Origin of the sequence: Paenibacillus sp. ACRSA (genome assembly GCF_022346845.1) — a bacterium.
Taxonomy (GTDB): domain Bacteria; phylum Bacillota; class Bacilli; order Paenibacillales; family Paenibacillaceae; genus Paenibacillus.
In genome coordinates this window covers 20806-45559 of the sequence record NZ_JAKRNP010000018.1, presented here as the reverse complement: position 1 = coordinate 45559, position 24754 = coordinate 20806, and the positions used below count along the sequence as shown (strand labels likewise).

The window sequence follows — 24754 nt, the reverse complement described above, 5'->3', positions numbered from 1 at the left end:
TCATCTATGGAACAATTCAGATTACCGAAAATACCGATGCCACCTGTTGCTGTGCCACAATCCATTCAGGCGGTACTGGAAGAGGCGGAACAGAAGCTGGCTCACCGACCGAAGCTGCTTCAGTTATTCAAGAACTGTTTTCCCAATACCATTGAGACAACAACGAAGTTAATGGAGGATGGTACCACATTTGTTATTACTGGGGATATTCCAGCTTCCTGGCTGCGTGATTCCGTGGAACAGGTGATACACTATCTTCCGTTTGCGAAGGAAGACGAGGATCTGCAACGCATTATTGGCGGGCTGATTAAGCGTCACATCCAATATGTTCACATTGATCCGTATGCGAATGCCTTCAACGAAACAGCTAATGACTGGCACTGGAATACAACGGACGAGACGGACATGTCTCCATGGGTGTGGGAACGCAAATTTGAGATTGATTCACTATGCTTCGTTGTGAGATTGGCGTATTTATATTGGAAGGAAACCGAACTGACGGATATTTTTGATTCCAGCTTCAAAGCAGCGATGCGTAAAATTGTTGATTTGTTCAAAGTAGAACAGCATCATATGGAGCAATCACCGTATCGTTTCACCCGTAATAATGGCATCCCAACAGACTCTCTGCGTAATCATGGTAAAGGTATGCCTGTTAATTATACGGGGATGATCTGGTCAGGCTTCCGTTCCAGTGACGATGCGTGTGATTTTCACTACAACATTCCAGGCAATATGTTTGCGGTTGTTGCTTTGCGTCAAATGCAGGAGTTTGCAGAATGGGTGTTCAGAGATATGGCATTGTTGCAGGAGCTTAAGGATCTGGAACAGGATGTGGATCATGGTATTCAATTGTACGGTATTTATCGACATCCTGAATTTGGACCTATCTATGCGTACGAGACAGATGGTTATGGGAACTACTGTCTGATGGACGATGCGGGTACACCTGGACTCATGTCTATTCCATATCTCGGTTACGTCACAGCGGATGATCCAATTTATCAAAATACTCGCCGGTTTGCTCTAAGTAAAGAGAATCCTTTCTATTATGAAGGCAAAGTTGCCAAAGGAATCGGCAGCCCGCACACACCACCGAATTACATCTGGCATATGGGCTTGTCGATGCAAGGATTGACTGCACAATCAGACGAGGAAAAGCTGGAGATCATTCGTATGCTTGAAGCGACGGATGCGGATACCGGTTATATGCATGAAGGCTTTCATGCGGATGATCCAACCATTTTTACACGAAAATGGTTTGCATGGTCGAACAGCCTGTTCTCCCAGTTAATTTATAAATCGATGAAGGCTGGTCTGCTATGAGTAATGCACAGATGAATAGACCAACATTAATCCTTTTTGCTGATCCTAATTTTCCGGTAGAAAGTGCTCTACCTTCTCAGCAGGCTTTAAATACATGGCAAGCGACACAAGAGATTGTTGTTGTAGATGCGCATCAACTAGCTGAGCTGCTAAATTCCACCGCAGGTGAAGGCTGTCTAGTGAATCTGCACGCACCCTATTTCCCCAAATCAGCATGGACAGCCATTATCGCTTACCTGCAGCAGGGGGGAAGTCTGATCAGTGTCGGAGGTGCGCCGTTTAAGCGACCTGTGCGAGATGAGTCCGGAGTATGGATCGTGGAATCGGAGCAAACGGCATATCATCAAGAACTGTACATCCATGAGGCATTAAGTGTATCTTCAGCCAAAGTTCAAACGATCACTGCCACAGAACAAATTCCTCTTCTTGCTGACAAAGAGGGACTGTTTCAGATCGCTGACACATGGAATCTAGTTCCGCATACGACCAAAAACAGCGATCTACCTCACCAGATGGGCTCGGCTGGAACGATGAGTACACAGATCTACCCGCTGCTGTGTGGATGGAGTAAGGACGAACGTAAAATCTCAGCTCCTGTTGTGTTATGGGAAAATTCACGCAGTACGTTTAGTGGTTCACGCTGGATGTTTGTCCATGTGCCACTTACGACCTCCTTCTGGGAGCAAGATGGTGCGACGGAGATTGTGAGATGGGCACAGTTCTGTGCCAAAGGAGTAACGGAGCTGTCTCTCAAACCGAATTATGCTACTTATGAGCTTGGTGAAAGACCAACCTTGACTCTCCAAGGTCAAGTATTACAGCGTACAGGGCAGAGATATATGTCGAGGGAATCTTGGACATTTGATGTAACAATTGAACGGGAGAATCGCACGAAACGCACATCTGAGAATGTATGGAGTCACCAGATTGAGATGGAGCTGTCCAGTGAACAGCAATTCATTCGCCTGCCCCTTCCAATAAACGTGGAACCTGGACTGTATCGAATTGTATGCCGTGCAGAGGCAACGGACGGAGAAGTTCGAATTCTGCGCCAAGGCTTCTGGGGACAGGATACTCCATTGCTAGAAGAGGGGGAAGTCATCGCTCGTAGTAGAGATTACTTTGCAAAAGACGGTCGACCGTTGCCTGTAGTAGGCATGACCTATATGACCTCTGATGTAGCACGTAAATTCCTGTTCTTGCCGAATGCAGACGTATGGGATCGGGATATGGCACAGATGGCGAAAGCGGGGATTAACTGGATTCGGACGGGAATCTGGACAGCCTATCGCAATATGATGCAGGTGGATGGTCATATGGCAGAGGATGTGCTTCGTGCGATTGATGCCTTCCTGTTAACGGCTAAGCGTCACGGCCTGCAGGTAACCTTCACTTTCTTCTCCTTCACACCAGAGACATGGGAAGGAACGAATCCATATTTGGATCCGCAAAGTGTTGAGGCACAGAAGCGTTTCATCCGCAGTATCGTCAGTCGGCATAGAAATACCACACATGTGGATTGGGATCTGATTAACGAGCCATCGATGTTTGACCCGGTACGTATTTTCTCAGATGGTCCGCGCTCGGCTAGGGATTCCCATGAACAGCAGGCTTTTGTGGAGTGGCTGCAACAGCGGCATGAATCGATTGAAATGCTTCAGGAGGCATGGAACATGTCACCTCAGCAGCTTCCCCATTTTGCAGCCGCGGTCATTCCAGAGCCGGAAGACATTAATTTTGACGTACAGGATATGCACAAGGCGAAGAAAGGAACGCGCTGGCTTGATTATTGTCTCTTTTCTATGGAGATGCACAATGCATGGGTTCAAGAACTTGTTCATGCAATTAAGGATATGGTACCCCACCATTTGGTCACCGTTGGACAGGATGAAGCTCTTGGCGCACAGCGTCCTTCTCCATTCTTTTATGAGCGTGAGGTGGACTACACAACGGTACATTCTTGGTGGCTGAACGATGATCTGATCTGGGATGGCATTTTTACCAAAACGCCACATAAGCCCAATCTCATCCAGGAGACGGGCATCATGTATGTGGAAACACCGGACGGAAGAGCCAAACGCACAGAGGCAGAACTCCATAACATTCTTGAACGCAAATACGCTTATGCATTTGCTACAGGGGGTGCAGGAGCGGTGCAATGGATCTGGAATACCAACTTTTATATGGATAATGCGAATGAGTCCCATATCGGAGCACTTCGCGCAGATGGTACGGAGAAACCAGAGGCGAATGTATCGTACGCTTATGGACAATTTATCCATGAGGTTCGTGATCTCTTCGAGGATCGGGAGCTTGAGGAGATTGCAGTAGTGTTCCCCTATTCGAACGACTTTTCGAACCGTTCCCTTGCTTATGATGCTACAACCAAGCTCACTCGTGTGATGTCCTATGATCTCAATCTACCATTCCGCGCCGTATCGGAGTATCACCTCGAAGCGTTGGAGCAGCAACCACCGAAGCTAGTGATTGTACCGAGTCCACACAATATGGATCGTGATGCATTACGTCAATTGTTTGCGTATACGGAGCAAAAAGGAATAAGTCTGCTTATCACTGGGCCACTTGGGTTGGATGCCTACTGGAAGCCAAATGACTTTGCAGATCATATCGTGGGTAAACGCACATTGGGTAACGTACAGCGGGAAGAAATGTTAAGTCTTAGTGGAGTAAATCACCGTGTGACTTATGGACGGCGTCGCATTGCTGAAGTGGTGAAGGAGACGTTATCTGGTCGGGATTATGGCAAGCCGGATGAGGTAACCGTTAAGACCTGGGGAAAAGGTAAGTTGATCTGGACGCCGCTACCGCTGGAATTAAACGGACGGGATGAGCCACTGGCAGCATTGTATCGTTATGCAATTGATATTGCCAGTGTGCACACGGAACTGGAATGGAGTGCTGGGGGAGACATTGCGGGGATTTACGGTCGGAAGCTGAGTTTTCCAAAAGGGAATGTATTTGTGTTTGTATCAGAGTCTTCAATGAATCATCAAGTACAAGTAAGAGACAAACGTTCTGGTGTTTCATATACGTTCCAACTGGAGAAAGACCGTTCCGTGCTGTTTGCCACAGACTCAGATGGCAAGTTGCTTGCAGTATATCGTCCTGATGAGGTTGAGATTATACAACAAGACGGAGAGGTAGGATAACACGATGACCCAACACCATACAGATTCAGCCACACAAGCAGACCAAGATTTAACTACGGGATCAGGAAGTAGACCTCGAAAGTCGAAGACAGCACATATTATCTCACATACGCACTGGGATCGTGAGTGGTACCTGCCGTATGAAAAGCATCATATGCGTTTAGTGCAACTGGTAGATTCGCTGTTGGATCAATTGGATGAGGGACTGGATTACAAAAGCTTTTATCTGGATGGACAGACCATTATTATTGAGGATTATCTTCAGGTTCGTCCAGAACAGAAGGAACGACTGGAGAAACATATCCGTAACGGAAGAATTGTCATTGGTCCTTGGTACATTTTGCAGGATGCATTCCTAACGAGTGGGGAAGCCAATGTGCGTAATATGCAAGTTGGGCATCAGGATGCCAAGCGTTATGGCACACCCTCGAAGATCGGTTATTTTCCTGATACGTTTGGACTGGTTGGACAGACCCCGCAGCTCATGCTGCAATCGGGGATTGATAATGTCTTCTTTGGTCGTGGCGTTAAACCTACAGGTTTTAACAATACGGTATCGGATGAAGGATATGAATCCAGTTTCTCCGAGCTGATGTGGGAAGGACCGGATGGATCGAAAGTGCTAGGGGTTTTGTTTGCTAACTGGTACTCGAACGGGAATGAGGTTCCGGTGGATGAGGCGTCAGCTCGGAAGTTTTGGGAAACCAAGCTTGCAGACGCCGAGAAATATGCTTCGACCAATGAGTTGTTGTACATGAACGGTTGTGATCATCAGCCGATCCAGCGGGATCTGCCAGAAGCCATTCGGATGGCGGAACAGTTATACCCGAATATCGAGTTTGTTCACTCCAATTTTCCAGATTATCTAGAAGCACTGAAAGGAAATGCTGAACATGAGCTATCCACGGTAAAAGGCGAACTGCGTAGCCAGCGTACCGATGGCTGGGGAACCCTTGTGAATACAGCCTCTGCTCGTGTGTATCTCAAACAAATGAATCAATTGGGGCAAGCGATGCTGGAAAAAGTGGCTGAGCCACTGGCGTCCTATGCGTATCTGCTTGGACGTGCCTATCCGCATGATCAACTGACATATGCTTGGAAAACGTTAATGCAAAATCATCCCCATGATAGTATCTGTGGATGCAGTGTGGACGAGGTACATCGCGAGATGGTCACACGATTCGATAAAAGTCGTCATGTAGCCGAAGCCTTGGTTGAAGAGAGCAGTAGCCAGATTGCTAACTCAGTAGACACTTCAATCTTTAGCAACTATGGAGCGGAAGCATGCCCACTCATTACCTTCAATACGACAGGTTGGGAGCGTAGTGGTGTGGTACAGATGGAGCTGGATGCTGCCCGTAGATACTTCCGTGATGGCTATTCCTTGGAAGAGATGGCTCTTCAGATGAACGAAATCGATCTATCCAATCGTATTCTAGTTGATGAACATGGGGCATCCATCCCGTGCACAGTAGAGGATCTTGGTCTGCAATTCGGTTATGATCTACCAGATGATCGCTTTCGCCAGCCATACAGTTGCCGACGGGTCAGAATCACTTTCGAAGCCGAGAAGGTGCCTGCACTTGGCTTGAAGACATATGCCTGGGTTCGCAGTGAAGGGATATCTAATGAAGAAGTTCATGATGGACAACTTTCAAATGAAGCCACATTACAGCATAAAGAGCATGGTATGGAAAATGAACATCTATCAGTAGTCATTGCAGACAACGGTTCGTTCTCGATCACAGATAAACGGACAGGTCGCACATATCATGACCTTGGTATATACGAGGATGTTGGCGATATCGGGAATGAGTACATGTTCAAACAGCCAGAAAACGAAGTGGCTAGAACCACACAAGATCTTGTGGCGGAGATTCGAGTCATTGAGAATACAGTCTATCGTATCTCCTACGAAATGGTTCATCATTGGGAGGTTCCTGAGTCAGCAGATGAATTATTGGATCGTGAGCAGCGGGAATTGATCTATTATCCATACCGCAAATCAAAGCGTTCGGTAAGCATGATTCCGTTTAAGATTCGTACCGTTGTATCGCTCAGTCGAAGTGGAAAAGGAATTCACATGGAAACGACTTTTAACAATCAAGCGAAGGATCATCGGGTGCGGGCTCTTTTTCCAACAGATCTGAAGACGGCTGTTCACCATGCGGATTCCATGTTCGAGATCGCTACAAGGGATAATATGCCTGCACCAGAGTGGCAAAATCCTAGCAATACGCAGCATCAACAGAGCTTTGTAGATGTGAGTGAAGACCAGGCAGGATTAGTCGTTGCCAACCTGGGTCTGAACGAGTATGAAGTCCTTCAGGATGGACGCAATACGATTGCCGTTACCTTACTGCGAGCTGTCGGTGAACTCGGAGACTGGGGATTGTTCCCGACACCAGAAGCCCAATGTCTGGGAGAGCATTCGTTTCAACTGGAGATCATCCCGCATCATGGACGTGCTGCAGCCGCAGATGCATACATCGAGGCCTATCAGTTCCAAGTTCCGTGGACACGGATACAAACTGAAGTACATCCGGGTGATCTCACACCTAGTCATTCCCTACTTGCGTGGCAAGGAGAAGGATTGGCATTCTCATCCCTCAAGGTCAATGTGGATTCAGGCGACCTGATGCTTCGCTGGTACAACATGACAACAGAAGCGACTACACTGAGACTGGCTGTAACTTCTACAAGCTCGCTTCCATGGGAAGCCATGTATAAGAGCAATGTACTGGAGGAAGAGGGAGAGACGTATGAGGCTAGCCAGATTGAAGGGGCTTCATCTGTATCCTTTGCCAGCAAGGAATGGATCATGCAGACGGGAGCATGTGAAATTGTAACCGTGGGTCTTCGTCGCTGAAAGTCGCTGACAAATAAAAGCTTCATAGTATATAGATATTAATTAGTATCGTGAAAAGGGGTTATGTTGTTTTCCAGAGGTATCCGTTCAGTTTCAGTTGAGTTATTGGTTGCTTTTCTATAGAATGAACAGTAGAATTACAAAGCGAAAGAAGGTTACTGTGCCATCGTATTGGTATAAGTAACGCTTCATTGTTTATTCTATACAGATACCATTAAGGGGGCTTGAAGCCATGGAATCCTTGGGAGGACTGCTTCAGCAGCTTAACCCTTCCTTTCGTGAGCAGTCTCGGCGAATTGCGGCAGAATTGATGGATGATCCATACGTGCGTGAGTTCCGTGCGAGTCATCCTGAACTGAAAGATACACAGATGATGACTGATCTGAGCAAGCTGTTTCAGTATGCCAAAGATTCTAAGAACTGTGCGAACTGTCCGGGATTGGACAACTGTCCTAACGATTTTCAGGGTCATTTTTGCAAGCTGGAAGTAGAACATTTTAACGGCAAACCCGAAATTATAGATAAAAAAGCACCTTGTTCCAAGCATATTGCTCGGCAGAATGAACATCTGATTAAACAAAGAATACGTAGTTTCTATGTGGATGAGCGTGCCCTAAATGCGGGTTATGATGATGTGGAAATTATGGGCAAGGATCGGATGCGTGCACCGGCGGTAAATCGTGTTCTGCGTTATATTAATGAGACCAAGGAGAACGGATTGTCTCCTCAAGGGCTGTTCCTGGAAGGATCATTTGGAACAGGCAAGACGTTTCTCATGTGTTATTTGTTGCACGAACTGGCAGTCGCCGGTCATACAGGTGTTATCATTTATATGCCTGATTTTGTAGAGGATCTCAAATCTATGATTACGGATGGACAGAAGGTTAAGGAAACGACAGATATTCTGAAGAGCTGTGACCTGCTGATCTTTGATGATATTGGAGCTGAGAATCTGAATCCATGGGTTCGTGACCATGTGATGGGTTCCATACTGAACTACCGTATGAATCGCAAGCCTACGTTCTACACGTCGAATTACAACTTGGAGGGGCTAGAGAAACATCTGAGCTTCACGAGCAAAGACGGCGAGGAAATGAATAAGGGTCAGCGTTTGATGGATCGAATTCGTCCATTTGTAGATGTTGTATCTGTTCGTGGGGAGAATCAGCGGGGTAAACGTTGAGATTGCGAGGAATATATTTATAACCTGGTCTGTAACTGAAAAGTAAGCCCTTGTGAATTCCAGTATGGAAGTACAAGGGCTTATTTTTATACTCATTGTTAACTTATAGTGACATGTTCTTTCAAATGTGTTTAAAATCGAAATATATATTACTCGTTATTCTCAACTTCATACTCATCAACGTCAAAGGATAAAACTTTATCGAATATTATATACTCGGTTCTAGTTTTGAATGAACCCTTGTTCCAATTCTTACTGAATTTATACGTAGATGAGCCTGTGCCAGCTTCTTTCTTTTCATACCAATCGATAAAAGCTTGGGATTCTACCATTGTTAGATCATACTCCTTGATCTGTCCTCCGGATACATATATGGTTAGAAGTGCTCTAGTTTTATCAGATGCTTGCGGTGTAATATGGACCGTTTCACTTTTACCATATTCGTTTCCGGATGCATCAACGCCTGTTACATTAAAAGCATAGGTCTGTCCATTTGTTAAATTCAACACAGTGTACGTAGTTAAATAAACAGATGAAGAAATTAATTCATCGTTTTGATAAATATTATAAGAGACATTGTCGTTAGACAGAGCAGATGTCCAATTAAGAATTACTTGTTTATCTCCAGCGTTACCAGTTAAGTCAATAGGCATCACTGCTGTTTGAGGGATTAAGTTGACTTCGTTACTCTTATCGGATTCACTGTTATATGTATCAACTGCAGTGATTGTAAAATTGTAACTCGTGCCATTAGTTAAATTGCTTACAACATATGTTGTTGTAGGTGCGTCCACTTTGGCTAGAAAAACGCCATTCTGATAAATATTATAATAGGCTAGATCCGTATTTGTATTCTCTATCCATGTTAGTGTTACGAGTGAGTCACCTGCTGTGCCAACTAAACCTGCTGGTGTGTTAGGTGGATTAGTCCCTATTATTGTGCCAGTTACAGCTGTAGATCTCCCAGATTCATTACCGGTTGTATCAACTGCGCTGATTCGATATGAATAAGTGATACCAATCTCTCTTTCAATATCTACAAAATAACTACTAGTTAAAAGTTCTGTATTAATTTTTATGCCGTCTCTATAAATATTATAGCCAGCCAGATCAGCTTCCGTATTATCAGACCAATCAATTTCTATCTGTCTGTTCCCAGGGACTAAAACTACATTTTTAGGCACAGCAGGAGCTACATTATCTATGGGAGTTTGGGAAATGGTTGTTTTTGCACTTTCTTTACGACTATTCACTGATGTAACACTGAATTTATAAGATGTACCATTATTCAAATTATTCACGACGTAGCGACCAGATGTTATTGGAGTCGTATTTTGTTTAACGTTGTTTAGGTACACATTATATCCAGTTACTTCTGAGCTTGTGGAGGTGCTCCAACTAAGGCTTACTTTTTTATCACTAGCAACACCAGAGAGTTTTGTTGGAGTAGGAAGTGGTATGGGGCTTACACTAACAATATTGTTTATTGGTATGTCTGCTGTTCTGTCAACTCCATAGTAGGCATTAGTAACTGTCCCAACTTCAGTGAACTTCACATATCTGGCGGTTTTATCACTTCCTAATAATACTGTATGTCCATCACCTAAATTTTGAATAAATCCGCCGACTCGTTCTCCTTTATCATTAAAAATTTCAAATGATGATACTCCTGAACCTATAAATCTTAAACTTCCTAATGATACATTACTTCCAATATCTATGTACTTAGTTCCTGCAGCAGAAACGAATCCTGCTGGAGTGAGACATAGAACGACCAAAATCATGACTAACAAAGTTACAATCCTTTTTCTCATAAAATATTCCTCCATTACTTGTGAATAGGAGTATTATACCAAATAACAATTAGAAGTATAGTCTTAAAGAATCAATTATAGGAATTAATGGTTTATCTTTTTCTAATAATTATATGTGATATATATATATATATGTGTAAAAAAAGCCCGGTTTTCGCAATGCGAAAGCCAGGCTTTTTTGGATCTTGCGTGTGACTGTCGTGTTCTATTCGGTTAGGAATTTGAAGATAACCATACCGAAAAAGATCACTGTCATTAGGCCACCCATGCCAGCTACACCCGCAATTAGATCAAATAGATCGTTACGGGGTTCTTCGTTGACATGTTCACGCGGGTCACTGATCCGCACATTTGCATCCATGTGATTACCTCCCTTGGGGATAAACAGCTAAGGCTGAAACCCGGAGTAAGTTTAGTATACTTGGAAAAGAAAGCGTTTGTAAAGATTTTGCATTTACACCTTAAATCAATAATTATGAAGATTTGATGTTCGATAGATGAACATTGTTCCGTTCATTTCACAAGTCAAGAGTACATGTGTTATACTGGAAGTGTCGTTCACGACGTTACAGGTTATAATAACCGTAAGCATATATAAGGAGGACAATTATCATGGCTATTGTTAACGTATCCGATCAATCCTTTAACACTGAAGTCGAAGGAGAAGGAACGGTTCTTGTTGATTTCTGGGCGCCTTGGTGCGGTCCTTGTAAAATGCTCGCTCCAATCCTGGAAGAGCTGTCCACTGAAGTTGGCGATGCAGTGAAAATTGCAAAAGTCAATGTGGACGAAAATCCGGAATCTGCTTCTCGCTTTGGCGTAATGAGCATTCCAACATTGATCTTCTTCAAAGACGGTCAACCCGTTGATAAAGTGGTTGGTCTGAACTCTAAAGATGCACTCAAAGGAATTATTGAGAAACACCAATAAGACATTAGGCTTAACGTTCGCCTCCGGTTATATGCCGGGGGCGTTTTGCGTCGAATGCTATCATATAGGACAATATAAAGTATACTATTCATTATAAGTGCGTGTTCAAAAAGGGTGGTTTTCAGTACCAAGAAGATGGGATGAAGATAGAAATGGAGTAGCGGAGCGTAGGCAAGACTACATGAGCAACTACATGTTTCCGAAGGAAACAAGCTGCGTAAGCATCCACTTATTTCGGCTGAATTCCATATTCGACGCTGATCATGCCGTTAGGCATGCTTCGTAATCAAAAGCGGACTTTTTGAACAACCTCTATTAAAGGTACTTTTCGGGGAAGGAGGACTGACGGAGTGATGGACGGATTTATGACGGATTTACAAGAGCAAGAAAAAGCACTAGAGCAGATACGTCACAAGCTGGCGTTGTTGCCAGATATGTCTGGCTGTTATCTGATGAAGAACAAAGAAGGTACGATTATTTATGTAGGTAAAGCGAAGGTTCTGAAGAACCGGGTTAAGTCTTATTTTATGGGTAGTCATAATGGTAAAACGCAGCGTCTTGTATCTGAAATTCGCGATTTTGAATACATCGTAACTGGCAGTAACATGGAAGCACTTATTCTAGAATGTAATCTAATCAAGAAGCATATGCCGCGATATAACGTATTGCTTAAAGATGATAAGACCTTTCCCTACCTCAAAATTACGAATGAAAAGCATCCACGGCTTGAAGTAACACGACGGGTGCTCAAAGATAAAGCCAAATATTTTGGGCCGTATCCCAACTCGTATGCGGCACACCAAACGAAAAAACTGCTGGATCGGATGTATCCATTACGTAAATGCGGAGTGATGCCGAAGGAGGTCTGTCTCTATTTTCACATGGGTCAATGTCTTGCACCTTGTGTGGAGGAAGTTGGCAAAGAGCAGTATGATCAGATCTCGCAGGAGATTGGTTCCTTCCTAAGTGGTGGACATGAAGAGATTAAGAAGGATCTACAGCGCAAAATGCAGGAGGCAGCTGAGGATCTGTATTTTGAACGGGCTAAAGAGCTGCGTGATCAGGTTATTGCCATTGATGCAATTATGGAAAAACAGAAGATCACCATGGCGGACGCCAGAGACCGTGATGTATTTGGTTTCGCTATTGATAAAGGCTGGATGTGTGTCCAAATTCTATATATGCGTCAGGGTAAAATGATCGAACGTCACGTATCCACTTTTCCGTTCTACGGTGAAGCGTACGGTGATTTCATGTCCTACGTGACTCAGTATTACAGCGATAACCCGGCATTGCCGCAAGAGATTTTATTGCCTGACATGCCTAAAGACCTGGAAGTGGCTGACAATGTTCAGAGCGAGGCTGGCTCAGAAGCGGTTAGCTCTGCGGCAGTAACCACGGAGATGACGGAGGAGAGCATGCAGTGGCAGGTGAAAACCGACGAACCTCTTGTGGCAGAAACGTCTGCAACTTATGAAACTAATCTGGAGCCAGCACAGAATCAGTCAGCACCAGAGGAATCAACAGATCCTACGGAAGATTCCGAGCATAACGAATTGGAGTCAAATTCCTCAACGCGTGAATTGCAGCCCGCAGGTTTGGAAGAGCCAGCTCAGGCAGCTGCTGCGTTACAAGAATGGCTCGAGATCAAGGTTCACATTCCGCAACGCGGATTGAAACGGCAGATGATTACGATGGCTGTGGATAATGCACGCGTGGCGTTAGAAGAGAAATTCAGATTAATCGAACGTAACGAAGAACGGACATCCAAAGCTTCAGAAGGCCTAGGGCGCTGGATCGGGCTGGATCAGTTACGCCGAATTGAAGCGTTTGATAACTCGAACATTCAAGGCACCAGTCCGGTCTCTGCTATGATTGTGTTTACAGATGGCAAACCGGATAAGAAGGAATACCGTAAGTACAAGGTTCGTTCGGTTGAAGGTCCTGATGATTATGAGACGATGAGAGAGGTTATTCGTCGTAGATACGAACGGGTATTGAAAGAGAACCTGACTCAGCCTGATCTGATCGTAGTGGACGGAGGTAAAGGACAGATCTCTGCCGCAGTGGATGTGCTGGAGAACGAATTAGGGTTATTCATTCCGGTATGCGGTCTGGTGAAGGATGCCAAACACAAAACATCACAACTGATGATTGGCAATCCACCGGAGGTTATTTCATTACCGCGAGATAGCCAAGAATTTTATTTGCTGCAACGTATTCAAGAAGAGGTTCACCGATTCGCCATCTCGTTCCACCGAGAGCAACGTGGCAAATCAATGGTAACTTCACGTCTGGATTCCATTCCGGGCATTGGAGAGAAAAGACGTAAGCTTTTACTCAAGCACTTCGGCTCTTTACGCAAAATAAAAGAGGCCAGCGTCGAAGACTTCCGGCCTCTATCTATTGGTGACAAACTGGCAAATCAGATTATTGCAGCACTTCGTGATGAGGAGTCGTGACATACGGCTTCTCTTTTTTGTTTGGATTACATTTATAGATGATATAACCCACGATTGCAGGAAGTACAATCCAGAAGATACCTGCCGAAACATTGAATGCATCGCCCATGAAGACAAGGCTTAGACCCATCAAGAGGCTGTTGAATATCACATGGCTGAAGACAACCGCGATAAAGCCGTGACGTAGCATAATGAAACTGAACAGGAGTCCAATAACAGTTAATTCAATTGGACGTGTAATAACCGGATAGATCGGATACAAGGTATGTCCGAGCGCCCAGATAATGGTCGGAATGAGACAAGCGATAAAGGTGTTGCGCACGATCTTCTGCATCATGCGGATACCGAATAAACGATAGACGGTCTCTTCTCCGATCCCTGCCATCCAAGCCATGATTGGGAAGAGCCATGCATAGCTCATATTGTATGTGGATTGATCAGCAGATGTGGTTGACCAGGTTCCAATACTCCGCTCTAAGATGAAGAAGAGAATGGACTGCACGCCAAGCAAGATCAGTGCCCAGAGATAACCTGTATACATACTGTGAAGTACATATTTACCATATCCCGGTTCTTTGGCGCGAGGCCAAGGGTTCAGCCCGATTTTTCTCCACATTCCATCACCCGCAACGAGCGATAGATAGATCGTGGCACTCATGACGAGTGTGATTCCAATCTGAAAGATCATGAGGAAGCTGAGCATAAAGCTGTTTAATCCTTGAGATTTTAAGAGTGGCAGCATGTTCAACGTACCAATGACGGAAGCTGCAAAGTAAATCAAGGATAAGATAATGCCTCTCTTAAATGAAGTGTGTGCTCTTGTTAGAATACTGTAGATGATCGCCAGTACGCCGAGTACGAACGTCAAAAATGCATAACCACCATACGTCATGTAGTTAGCCTGACGCGTCTGATCTTTTACATACTCGGTATGGGACTCAGGAACAGAGAACACAGCTTCAAAGGAACGAACCGCGCCACTTTCAAACGTAAAGTTTAACTCTAGATTGGAATCCCCGATTTGTTTATCTAAGTCCGTATATTTAAGTCCACCGTCTCCGTTCTGTGTGTCTAACTGGAGCTTGGGAATTTCATATCCGAATTCGGTGAGTATACCTGATGCAAGACGTTCTTTCTGTTCTAAAGATATATTTCCTTCAGCCACACGAATGGTCGCATTGCGTTTCTGTTGATCTTCTTCAACATTAGCCGAAGCGTAGAGGGAAGAAGGAAGCTCGCGGGTAAATCCGACCACTTTGCCAGTCTTCATATGTACGTCGACATTTAAGTAACCGCCTCGATCGTTATCTACCAAACGTACGCGGTATACATCATAAGGGTAGGTAGTCTCCCATTGCTTATTGTAAGCATCTAATTGCTTCGTTTTGGTCATATACCCGTATATATCCGAATGGGTCTGGTACGTTACCAGAGGCTCTTCCTCACTGCTAGGAAGGGTATAATCGGCTACGGAAGCTGCAAATGACCTTGCTGATTGAGTTGCTTGTTCCTTGCTTATAACGGGTGTGGACGTGATGTCTGTCGTTTGAGATGAGGTAGCTGGAAAAATCTGAAAAACGAAAAACAGAATCAGGCCGATCGCCGCAAGCAACCCTAAACGCTTAAAGTTCGCTTTGAGTTCTAAAGGCTGCCCTAAGGGATTCATTTCGTATATTTCCTCCTTTATTAATATGGATATTAAAGTAAAGATATCACAGGCGAAGCCTTGAACGCCAATAAGGAAACGAGAAGCTGTGTAAATCATTGAAAATGAATGAAAATGATCGAAATAATCAGATCAATCCATCCCGATATCTGAGTTTTTCCCTTTTTGGCGAAATTCGATGCTATTTACTCAAAAATCGTTTTGTTTGCAAACGTCCGAGCGATTATAATTTTTGAAGCAAATGTGTAACAATCCGCATGTCTGCAACGTATTAAGGGAACGAATACAATATAGTTCAACATCTATGTATACGTTAAATCCGTAAAAATCATACCGTTTAGGTTGAAACTCCACATGGTGGAGTTGTTTTCATTTTAGAAGAGGTGGATGATCCATAAGTGAAATTAAATGTTCAATGGCTGAACCTATCCCCGCCTCGAATTCTGGTGCTCGGCTTCGCCGGGATCATTCTGCTAGGAACATTACTGTTGATGCTTCCAGCATCGAGTCAGAGCGGGGAAAGCCTTCCTTTTATTGATGCACTATTCACCGCAACATCAGCCGTATGTGTGACTGGGCTGGTAGTTGTAGACACAGGCACTCATTTCTCCGTGCTTGGGCAAGTCATTATAGCTTTGTTGATTCAGATCGGTGGACTCGGCTTCATGACGATGGCTACACTCGTAGCAATTGCATTTAAACGTAGAATTTCTTTGCGAGAACGGCTCATTTTACAAGAAGCAATGAACCAGAACACGATGGAAGGTATTGTAAGGCTTATTCGTAAAGTCGTGGCATATTCTCTCATTATTGAAGTGGTATGCGGTACATTATTCGCGATTCGTTGGTCATTTGGTATGCCGCTGGGTCAAGCCATGTATTACGGATACTGGCATGCGATATCGATGTTTAATAACGCAGGCTTTGATATGTTTGGTGATTTTAGCAGTTTGACGAGTTATGTCTACGATCCATTGGTAAACTTTACGGCAATGTTCCTCATTATTTCAGGGGGAATTGGCTTTGTGGTATTGTCCGACCTGATTGATTATCATAAAACCCGTAAGATCTCGCTGCACTCCAAGGTTGTACTGTTAACGACGGGTCTACTTATTATTTTGGGAGCTTTAGTGATCTTTGTCTTCGAATTTAACAATCCGCGAACACTTGGTGGACTGAATTGGGGTGGCAAAATTCTCGGTTCGTTCTTTCAATCGGTCACACCTCGAACAGCTGGTGCTAATACGGTGGATATTGCCGGCTTGAGGCAGGCTACGCAATTTTTCATGATTATATTAATGTTTATTGGGGCATCCCCTGGTTCAACAGGGGGTGGAATTAAGACGACTACGTTCATGATTATGATCGGTGCGGTTATTGCCATGATGCGTGGTCGGGAGGATATCGTCTTCTTTAGATACAGGCTAGTGCAGGAGCGGATCTTCAAAGCACTCACGATCACACTGCTTGCGCTGCTACTCATTATAACGGTAACGATGATACTGAGCACAACAGAGGATAGTAGTTTCTTAATGATTTTATTTGAGACAACATCGGCCTTTGGCACCGTAGGTTTATCCATGGGACTTACACTGAAGCTGACCACATTTGGCAAGCTATTAATTTGTTTTACCATGTTTGCAGGCCGACTCGGGCCGATTACGCTAGCGTATGCACTTGGACAGAAAAAGGGTAAGGAGTTATACAGGTACCCGGAAGGCAAAATGATTATTGGATAAGGGGTTCGTGAAGAACGATGAAAAAACAGCAGTTTGCAGTGATTGGGCTTGGACGGTTTGGCTCCAGCTTGGCACAGGAATTAATGGAACTTGGTTATGAGGTTCTGGGTATTGACAAAAACGAAGAGGTTGTCGAAGATATCAGTGAATTGGTCACGCATGCCGTTGTAGCTGATGCAACAGATGAGGAAGTGTTGCGCTCCCTCGGAATCCGGAATTTCGACTGCGGTATCGTAGCCATTGGGGACGATATTCAGACAAGTATCCTGACTGCGATTTTGTTAAAAGAGCTGGGTGTAAAAACGGTGGTGGCAAAAGCTATTTCTGTTCTTCATGGCCGTGCGCTGGATAAACTCGGCATCGACCGTGTCGTGTATCCTGAACGGGATATGGGAGTGCGGGTTGCCCATCAGCTGGTTACTCCGAATCTGCTGGATTACATCGAGCTATCCAATAACTACAGCATTGTTGAAATGAAAGTTCCTGACTGTCTGCATAATAAGACGCTGTCCTCACTGAATGCGCGTGTGCGCTTTGGATGCAGCATTGTTGCGTTGCAGAAGGAGGCGGGCGTTATAATCGCTCCTACGGCGCTAGACTCCCTCCACACTGGAGACATTATGGTTATTATCGGTACGAACGACAATATCGAGCGCTTTGAAGAAGAGGTAATTAGCCAGGAGGATTAAGGTTACCTCATGGCTGTGATTTAACTTATTGGATGTAACTAAGTATCCTAACGATTGAAACGTAAAATAAAGCGAATGCCTTGGTCGTTGGAGATGTTAAAAGAATGATTAGGTTTGGTAAATGGCTTTCGTGATTAAAGTGAAATAGGATACATGGAAACTAAGGCGTCGTTGTTCTCTTAGAGGATAGCGGCGTCTTTGCTGTAAACAGCGCAGCTGTTTCTTTTACCCACTGTCTGGATGTCTTGCTGAGATCTTCCTTGTGTCCATAAATCATGCTCGTGGTTCGCCTAGTCTGCTGCAACTCAGGCAGATAAACAGATACCAGGTCGTTGTCCGCAAGCAGTTGGGGACGAAGATATGATTTGGGTAGAAGAGCAGCCGCTTTGCATGTAGGTAATAGACGCACGATTGCTTCGAAGGAATCGATCTCCATGCGAATATCAGGCATAACAGCACAGCGATGGAACAGATCGTCTGTTAGTTTACGATACCATGTACCTTTAGAGAAGGTGATCATCGGTAGCTCGTGTAAGTTCTTCATCTCTGCTTCACGCCCAGACAACGGATGAGTTAGCGGCACAACAAGCTCTAGATGGTCGTCAAAGAGCGGAATGCAGTTTAACCCAGTTTCATTAATGGAAGAAGCAACAATACCAACATCGGCTTTTTTATCACGGACAAAAGAGACAACCTCATGGGTTTTACCTGTTAACAGCTTAAGCTCTGCGTTTGGATGTTTCTCCATAAATGCATTGACCAGAGGGGGTAACGTCGTTTGAAGTGTGGTTAGGCTGGCTCCTAGAGTGATGGTGCTCTGTTCCTCGTCTTTGTACTGGGCAAGCATGTTTAGAAACTTCTGTTGTTGCTGTTTCTGCTCAACGGCAAAAGTATAGGCGAGCTGCCCCACGCTAGTTAATTCAAGCCGTTTACCCCGACGATGAAAGAGAGCTACTCCGAGTTCATCCTCTAATTTAGCAATTTTACGAGATAAGGCAGGCTGTGATAGGTTCAACAGCTTGGATGCACGGTTTAGACTCGATTGTTCCACGACCGCTGCAAAGGCGTTTAAGTCCTCAAACATAGACGCTAACCTCGCTTCCATTTCAGATGTCTTTACGTCTGATTTCTTGTGCATATTGAAGGTAAGATCTGTCTTTGCGATTAAGCGTGATGCATATCCTTGAAAAAAGATTTTCGATGATGTATATGATACTCGTCCAATGTTTCAATGCTTATACCTATAGGTTATAACAATTAATAATTATATTGCAATTCCCTTATAAGAAAAAAAAGAGTAACATGAATTGTGACACAAGTTGTTCACACCTGACGAAAACGGAACAATTTGTCGAACCTTTCCCACAGGAAAGGTTTGTGTGTGATAGTGAACTAATTTATGAAAACGTTGTATTTAGCGAAAGGGGATCGACATTTTATGAAAGGGTTTTACTCCAGAAAGCTGCACTCCTTGCTCGGCGTCATTCCGCTCAGTTTGTTTTTTCTTGAGCATTTGGTGACAAACTTCACAGCAGTTGAAGGCGGCACAGAAGGGTTTTACAAAGCTGTTGCATTTCTGAATGGCTTGCCTCTTGTTATTGTTATTGAGGCTACACTCATTTGGCTGCCGTTGTTCTTTCACGGTGTTTACGGTCTTTATATTGCCTATCAGGCCAAACCTAATGTGGGTAGGTACGGCAATGAACGTAACTGGCGCTACACGTTGCAGCGGGTCAGTGGTGTCATTACGTTTGTATTCGTTATCTGGCACGTATGGGAGACGCGTGTACAAATTGCGCTGGGGAACGTAACGCATGAAGAGATCGGCGGTGTCATTCATGATGCTGTGACGAACCCGATAACCTTTGCTATATATATGATCAGCGTGGTTGCGGCGTCATATCACTTTGCCAATGGCCTTTGGTCGTTCCTCGTTAGTTGGGGGATTACAGTTGGCCCGCGTGCGCAACGTGTATCCTCTTACGTATGCATGAGCTTGTTCGGTATTGTTTCTATCATGTTTATTGCTTCATTATTTGCTTTCCGTAGCATTGATTTCCAAGTTGCAACTTCAATGATTGACGCAGTTAAATCAGTTCTAATCTAAGCATTTAGCTATACTTGCTGACTTATAAAGGAGTGAACAACAATGGCATCATCTAATGTAATTATTGTGGGCGGCGGTCTCGCAGGTTTGATGGCGGCGATCAAATCGGCTGAAGCCGGAGTTCATGTTCATTTATTTTCACTAGTACCCGTTAAAAGATCTCACTCCGTGTGTGCCCAGGGCGGCATCAACGGTGCGGTAAATACCAAAGGTGAGGGAGATTCTCCTTGGGTACACTTTGACGATACGGTATACGGCGGCGACTTCCTCGCGAACCAGCCACCAGTTAAGGCGATGTGTGAAGCAGCGCCAGGCATTATCCACTTGATGGACAGAATGGGCGTTATGTTTAACCGCACACCGGAAGGTTTGCTTGATTTCCGTCGTTTCGGAGGTACGAAGCATCACCGTACAGCATTCGCAGGAGCAACGACAGGACAACAGTTGCTGTATGCTCTAGACGAACAGGTGCGTCGCTGGGAAGCAGCGGGGCTAGTTACGAAGTATGAAAACTGGGAATTCCTACAGGCTGTTGTCGATGATGAAGGTGTGTGCCGAGGCATTGTAGCACAAGACTTGAAAACGATGAAGGTTCAGACGTTCCCGGCCGAAGCAGTTATTCTTGCGAGCGGTGGCCCAGGTATCATTTTCGGAAAAACAACCAACTCCGTAATTAACACAGGTACAGCGGCAAGTGCCGTGTATCAACAAGGCGTAAATTACGCAAACGGTGAGTTCATTCAGATTCACCCAACAGCTATTCCGGGTGATGACAAGCTCCGTCTTATGTCAGAATCTGCACGTGGTGAAGGTGGACGGATCTGGACATACAAAGACGGTAAGCCATGGTACTTCCTAGAAGAGAAGTATCCATCCTATGGTAACCTTGTACCGCGTGACATCGCGACTCGTGAGATCTTCAGCGTCTGCGTAGATATGGGTCTTGGAGTCAACGGCGAGAACATGGTATACCTCGATCTGTCTCATAAAGATCCCAAAGAGCTGGATGTGAAGCTCGGTGGAATTATCGAGATCTATGAGAAGTTCATGGGTGACGATCCACGTAAAATCCCAATGAAAATCTTCCCGGCAGTCCACTATTCCATGGGCGGTATGTGGGTAGATTACAACCAAATGACGAACATTCCGGGACTGTTTGCAGCCGGTGAGTGTGAGTATCAATACCACGGAGCGAACCGACTTGGTGCGAACTCTTTGGTGTCGGCCATTTACGGTGGTATGGTTGCTGGACCAAAAGCGGCAGAATATATCAAAGGACTCAAAAAATCGTCTGCTGATATTTCTTCCTCCGTCTTCGATAACTATACGAAACAACAAACGGATAAATACGAAGGCATCATGAAGATGCAAGGTAATGAGAATGCCTACGTTATTCATAAAGAGCTTGGCGAGTGGATGACAGCCAACATGACGGTTGTGCGTTACAATGACAAGCTTGAAGCAACCATTGGCAAGATCAAGGAATTGAAAGAACGTTATGGCAAAATCAATATGTATGACACTTCAGGTTGGAACAACCCTGGTGCGGCATTTACCCGTCAGTTGTGGAACATGCTTGAATTGGCTGAAGCCATGACGTTGGGCGCATTGCTGCGTAACGAAAGCCGCGGCGCACATTACAAACCTGAGTTCACGGAACGTAACGATGAGGAATTCCTCAAAACGACCATCGCAAGTTGGTCGAAGGAAGGTCCACAAATCTCGTACGAGCCGGTAGACGTGTCCCTGATCCCACCACGGATTCGCGACTACTCCAAAGACTAATCGTGGTAGGTTCAGAAACTACCTTTTGATAACCGAAGGATGACTGACACAGCGTCAGCACTTCAGCATTAATCAAATTAATTATAATCCAGCATGATTGGATTATCGTTTTAGGAAAGTGACGCACGTGCACGACGTAGCGGAGGGAGCGGAAATGACCTAGAGAAGCGAAGCGTCCGCCTTTGCTCCCCCATTTTATTCGATAAAATTTCATTCAGTAAAAATGGGGGAGCAACAGCGGTCGGCAGGACATTCCGCACCCGAAGCGTCACCTGTGAACGAAGCACTTTGCTTATCTTGCAATACAATCATCGTCACCAAGGAGGGGACTACGATATGGCGGAACCAGCAACAGCGAACAAAACCGTCAAGTTTATCATCACACGTCAGGATAGCCCAGAATCAGCTTCGTATAACGAAGAGTTCGAACTTCCGTACCGTCCCAATATGAATGTGATCAGCGCCCTGATGGAGATTCAGCGGAACCCTGTTAATACAGAGGGCAAGTCGATTGCTCCAGTATGTTGGGAATCAAACTGTCTGGAAGAGGTTTGTGGAGCATGCTCCATGGTGATCAACGGTAAACCGCGTCAAGCGTGTGCTGCATTGATCGATAAGTTGGAGCAACCGGTTCGTATCGAACCAATGAAAACATTCCCGGTGGTGCGTGACCTTGTCATTGACCGTAACCGGATGTTTAACGCCCTGAAACGGGTAAAAGCATGGATTCCAATTGACGGTACCTATGACCTTGGTCCAGGTCCGCGTATGCCAGAGAAGAAGCGTCAGTGGGCATATGAATTATCCAAATGTATGACATGCGGTGTTTGTTTGGAAGCTTGTCCTAACGTGAATGAAAAGACAGACTTTATCGGACCAGCAGCACTTTCACAAGTGCGTCTGTTCAATGCTCACCCAACAGGTGAGATGAACGCCGAGGATCGTCTGGAAGCGTTGATGGAGGATGGAGGAATCGAGGGCTGCGGTAACTCGCAGAACTGTGTGCAATCCTGTCCTAAGGGCATTCCATTGACAACTTCTATTGCGGAAATGAACAAACAAACAACGAAGCATATGTTCAAACGTTGGTTGGGCGTATAATCGTAACTAATTCAGCTTTCAACCGAATATGAATAGATAAGAAGTCGTGTTCTCCGATCTTGGTTGTTTGGGGACATGGCTTCTTTTTGTAATGGGGCGAAGGAACCGAGCTTATGATGCAGAATATGCTATAATGAGGGGATGGATTGCGTGCGGAAGGAGGAGAGGGAACATGGCAAGGGTGCCGTATAAGAGCAATAAGGAAACGCCAATGAGGCGTGGAGTCGATAAGAATGAGACAGAGCAGCCCCTTTTTCCTGGTCAGGAAAAGGATCATGATCCCTCCCGGCGAAGTACAAGGTTACGGACAATTCTAATGACAGCTATCGCAACTGTGTTTACAGGTGGGTATGCGCTATGGGAGCCGCGACGTGTGGAAGTAAAGCAGGTGCAATTGAATCTCCCTAAACTTCCCAGTGCCTTTGATGGGTTGCGACTAATTCAGTTTAGTGATGCTCATATCGGGTTCCATACTGGCGTGAAGCAGATCGAGAAGCTGGCGGTTATGATTCAAGAACAGCAGCCGGATCTGATATGTTTTACGGGAGATATTGTGGAGCGAGATGCAGAACCTATGCGGGAGTGTATTCCGGCTCTGTCTTCCATGCATGCTAAGTTTGGAAAGTTTGCAATATTCGGTAATCATGATTACCGGGGGAAGCAGCAAGAAGAAGTGGAGAAGATGTTTGAGCAGGCAGGCTTTACCTTACTTCGGAATGCTCATGTAGTTATCCAACATCATGAGGATCAAATAGCTATCGTAGGATTAGATGATGCATTAACGGGCAAGCCTAATTTGGCTACAGCTACGGAAGGTCTGGATAAAGACATCTGGAAAGTGTTACTCATGCATGAACCCGACTATGCGGATAGAGCAGCTACAAATGGTTTTGGGTTGCAGTTGTCTGGGCACAGCCACGGCGGTCAGGTTCGTTTTCCGTGGATTGGGGCATTATCTGCTCCTCGCGGTGCACAGAAATTTGTGCAGGGATTGTATTATGTCGGTTGGACAAAAATGCCAGTGTATGTGAATCGAGGGTTCGGAATGACCCACCTCCCAATTCGATTTTTGTGCAGACCCGAAGTCACTGTATTTCATTTGCAGAGTCATCAAACATAATAGACTACATGAATATGCAAGTTATGAATGGAGGTTAGCCAGGATGGAACGAATTGCGATTGTATCCGATATTCACGGCAATATGACGGCATGGGAAGCAGTATTGAACGATATTCGGAGTCGCGGGCTGAAGCGAATCTTTTGTCTTGGCGACCTCGTAGGCAAAGGGCCTGATCCGATTCAGGTGGTTGATCAGGTGAGAGAAACATGTGAACAAGTCGTTCGGGGTAACTGGGATGAGCTGGTTGCCGTGAATCGGGATAATGAGAACTTTACTTGGCAAGCAGACAAGCTTGGGCAGGAACGACTGGACTACTTAGCGAATCTTCCATTTAGCCATCAATTTGAGTTAAGTGGTCGTACGATTCGATTGGTACACGCTTCACCACAAAGCGTATATCACCGCGTACAACCATGGGATGAAATGGACAAACGTATAGCGATGTTTGATGCCCCGGCGAATGAGCCTGAACTCGGACAGGCGGATATCGTAGGTTATGGCGACGTACACAATGCGTATCTACAGCACTTGAATGGGAAAGTTCTGTTCAATGTAGGGAGTGTGGGCAACCCACTGGATATTCCTCAGGCATCGTATTGTATTCTTGAGGGAGAGAGCAACGGAGATATAAACCAAACCATTAATATTCAATTTGTCCGTGTTCCCTATGATATTGAGCAGGAAGTTCAAGTTGCACAACAAGCAGGGGTGCCAGCACTTGAGTTATACATTCGAGAGATTCGAACAGGTGTTTATCGTGGTTTACAGGAGAAAAGTATGACAGAGGAATAA

The 24754-nt window shown here is 45.0% G+C and carries 17 protein-coding genes; 13 read left to right on the top strand and 4 right to left on the bottom strand.

Translation table 11 applies throughout. The features are described 5' to 3' along the window. The first annotated feature begins 6 nt into the window (after positions 1-6). The 4 genes from MH215_RS26835 to dnaI all read left to right on the top strand — a co-directional run bounded on the left by MH215_RS26835 (position 7) and on the right by dnaI (position 8548). Complete coding sequence (locus tag MH215_RS26835; protein ID WP_239294031.1) at positions 7-1326, top strand: glycoside hydrolase family 125 protein; 1320 nt, start codon at positions 7-9, stop codon at positions 1324-1326. Between the two features lie 11 nt (positions 1327-1337). Then, positions 1338-4496, top strand: coding sequence for an alpha-amylase family protein (locus MH215_RS26830; protein ID WP_239294030.1), 3159 nt, complete (start codon positions 1338-1340; stop codon positions 4494-4496). Between the two features lie 4 nt (positions 4497-4500). Next, the gene (locus tag MH215_RS26825; RefSeq protein ID WP_239294029.1) at positions 4501-7365 is read left to right on the top strand and encodes an alpha-mannosidase; all 2865 of its coding nucleotides are present in this window, start codon (positions 4501-4503) and stop codon (positions 7363-7365) included. A 232-nt stretch (positions 7366-7597) separates the two neighbouring features. Next, on the top strand, positions 7598-8548 hold the full coding sequence (dnaI, locus tag MH215_RS26820; protein WP_056702437.1) for a primosomal protein DnaI: 951 nt from the start codon (positions 7598-7600) through the stop codon (positions 8546-8548). Positions 8549-8697: 149 nt separating this feature from the next. Here the strand turns inward: dnaI and MH215_RS26815 are convergent, their stop codons facing one another. Then, a complete protein-coding gene (locus tag MH215_RS26815) occupies positions 8698-10362 on the bottom strand; it encodes a fibronectin type III domain-containing protein (RefSeq protein ID WP_239294028.1) in 1665 nt (554 codons plus the stop codon). 205 nt (positions 10363-10567) lie between these two features. Further along, a complete protein-coding gene (locus MH215_RS26810) occupies positions 10568-10723 on the bottom strand; it encodes a YqzM family protein (protein WP_095292061.1) in 156 nt (51 codons plus the stop codon). Between the two features lie 251 nt (positions 10724-10974). Between MH215_RS26810 and trxA the strand changes: the two genes are divergently transcribed. Beyond that, positions 10975-11292 carry a thioredoxin gene (trxA, locus tag MH215_RS26805; protein WP_056702439.1) on the top strand — a complete coding sequence of 106 codons (318 nt, stop codon included), beginning with the start codon at positions 10975-10977 and terminating at the stop codon, positions 11290-11292. A gap of 353 nt (positions 11293-11645) precedes the next feature. Next, entirely contained in the window at positions 11646-13754 is a 2109-nt protein-coding gene (gene uvrC / locus MH215_RS26800) for an excinuclease ABC subunit UvrC (protein WP_239294045.1), read from the top strand. Here uvrC and MH215_RS26795 read toward each other — a convergent pair. Next, on the bottom strand, positions 13723-15420 hold the full coding sequence (locus tag MH215_RS26795; RefSeq protein ID WP_239294027.1) for a CPBP family intramembrane glutamic endopeptidase: 1698 nt from the start codon (positions 15418-15420) through the stop codon (positions 13723-13725). The two genes, uvrC and MH215_RS26795, sit on opposite strands and share 32 nt — an antisense overlap. A 398-nt stretch (positions 15421-15818) precedes the next feature. Between MH215_RS26795 and MH215_RS26790 the strand changes: the two genes are divergently transcribed. Then, positions 15819-17159 (top strand): TrkH family potassium uptake protein, encoded by a 1341-nt coding sequence (locus MH215_RS26790; protein WP_239294026.1) that lies wholly within the window; start codon positions 15819-15821, stop codon positions 17157-17159. Between the two features lie 17 nt (positions 17160-17176). Next, positions 17177-17848 carry a potassium channel family protein gene (locus MH215_RS26785; protein ID WP_056702450.1) on the top strand — a complete coding sequence of 224 codons (672 nt, stop codon included), beginning with the start codon at positions 17177-17179 and terminating at the stop codon, positions 17846-17848. Between the two features lie 160 nt (positions 17849-18008). Here MH215_RS26785 and MH215_RS26780 read toward each other — a convergent pair whose 3' ends face one another. Beyond that, on the bottom strand, positions 18009-18932 hold the full coding sequence (locus tag MH215_RS26780) for a LysR family transcriptional regulator (RefSeq protein ID WP_239294025.1): 924 nt from the start codon (positions 18930-18932) through the stop codon (positions 18009-18011). 354 nt (positions 18933-19286) lie between these two features. On the opposite strand from MH215_RS26780, the gene MH215_RS26775 reads away from it, so the two are divergent. The 5 genes from MH215_RS26775 (at position 19287) to MH215_RS26755 (ending at position 24754) form a co-directional block, all read left to right on the top strand. Further along, positions 19287-19955: a succinate dehydrogenase cytochrome b558 subunit gene (locus MH215_RS26775; RefSeq protein WP_239294024.1), complete on the top strand. Its 669-nt coding sequence runs from the start codon at positions 19287-19289 to the stop codon at positions 19953-19955. 42 nt (positions 19956-19997) lie between these two features. Further along, complete coding sequence (gene sdhA / locus MH215_RS26770; protein ID WP_128103414.1) at positions 19998-21740, top strand: succinate dehydrogenase flavoprotein subunit; 1743 nt, start codon at positions 19998-20000, stop codon at positions 21738-21740. Positions 21741-22076: 336 nt separating this feature from the next. Beyond that, on the top strand, positions 22077-22841 hold the full coding sequence (gene sdhB, locus MH215_RS26765) for a succinate dehydrogenase iron-sulfur subunit (RefSeq protein WP_056702459.1): 765 nt from the start codon (positions 22077-22079) through the stop codon (positions 22839-22841). A gap of 172 nt (positions 22842-23013) precedes the next feature. Next, positions 23014-23961 carry a metallophosphoesterase gene (locus MH215_RS26760; RefSeq protein WP_239294023.1) on the top strand — a complete coding sequence of 316 codons (948 nt, stop codon included), beginning with the start codon at positions 23014-23016 and terminating at the stop codon, positions 23959-23961. A gap of 43 nt (positions 23962-24004) precedes the next feature. Beyond that, complete coding sequence (locus MH215_RS26755) at positions 24005-24754, top strand: metallophosphoesterase family protein (protein ID WP_239294022.1); 750 nt, start codon at positions 24005-24007, stop codon at positions 24752-24754.